Genomic DNA, 1,036 nt, shown 5'->3' with positions numbered 1-1,036 from the left:
CGCTAGAAGCGTTATATATGAAGGTTTGTAAGGGTATTTAGGAGAGAGTGGGACAACGTAGGAAAACTAGAATTAAATAAGATTGGCGGTGAAGGAGGGATTCGAACCCTCGATACGCTATGAACGTATACACACTTTCCAGGCGTGCGGTTTCAGCCACTCACCCACTTCACCGTTTTTAGACGGCTTAGTATAGCGGATAACATTTAAAATGTCACCACTTACGCCTTATCTTTCTTTATTGCTACACCCCTGCTAGGATAGCGTATACGTAATAGCGAGCATAGACGGTTGAAAGCTGCATGATAAGTTTTGGCAAATATAAAGACATTTTAAAAGACAGCACAATGATGGCGATATTTGTCATTGTAGTAGGATTATCATCGGCGCAAGCAGCTGAATTCACTCAATGTAACCAGTCTTTTTATGGCGGTATCTACCCTGAGTTTACTAATGATAAGCTTAGCGCCAAGACTCAGCCACTTTGTATGGACGGTTTTGCCGTCATGTATTCAGAGGTGTCACGTACACCACTTTGGTCAGCAGAACATTTGACTCGAAAGCGCTTGCAGCAAGCCAAAGACATCGACCGCGAAGACAGCTTTCATGAAGAAAGCCGAGTGCCGAAGTCAGCGCGTGCTTCACTGTCAGATTATTCAGGTTCTGGTTACGATCGCGGCCATCTGGCACCCAATGCCGATATGGCCACACGCAGCCAGCAATACGACAGCTTTAGTTTGGCCAACATCGCCCCGCAGTCACCACGCAATAACCGCTATATTTGGCGCAATATTGAATCTGCTACGCGTTACTTAACGCAGCAATATGGTGAAGTTTATACGGTCACAGGAGTTGCATTTACCAATAAAAAAACTAAACAGCTCGCTGGACGAGTATTGGTACCCAGTCATTTTTTTAAGGCGGTTTATATTCCAGCAACCAATCAGGCAGGTGTATATTATGCTCCCAACGATGAATCCGAGCGTATAGAAATCATCAGCGTTGATGAGTTAACAGCCAAGACAGGCATTGATGT

Annotated in this window: 1 protein-coding gene and 1 tRNA gene; one reads left to right on the top strand and one right to left on the bottom strand. The window is 44.7% G+C overall.

Features of this window, described 5'->3' with window-relative positions; translation table 11 throughout:
* Positions 1-83: 83 nt before the first annotated feature.
* Positions 84-174: transfer RNA gene (locus ACS8FD_RS16720), tRNA-Ser, on the bottom strand.
* 173 nt (positions 175-347) lie between these two features.
* On the opposite strand from ACS8FD_RS16720, the gene ACS8FD_RS16715 reads away from it, so the two are divergent.
* Positions 348-1,036, top strand: a 689-nt coding sequence (locus tag ACS8FD_RS16715; protein WP_439276668.1) for a DNA/RNA non-specific endonuclease, incomplete at its 3' end; no start/stop codon positions are given.

It is taken from the genome of Psychrobacter sp. 1U2 (assembly GCF_051847575.1).
The sequence above is the reverse complement of the archived record's forward strand: the minus strand, read 5'-3'. Positions and strand labels throughout refer to the sequence as shown.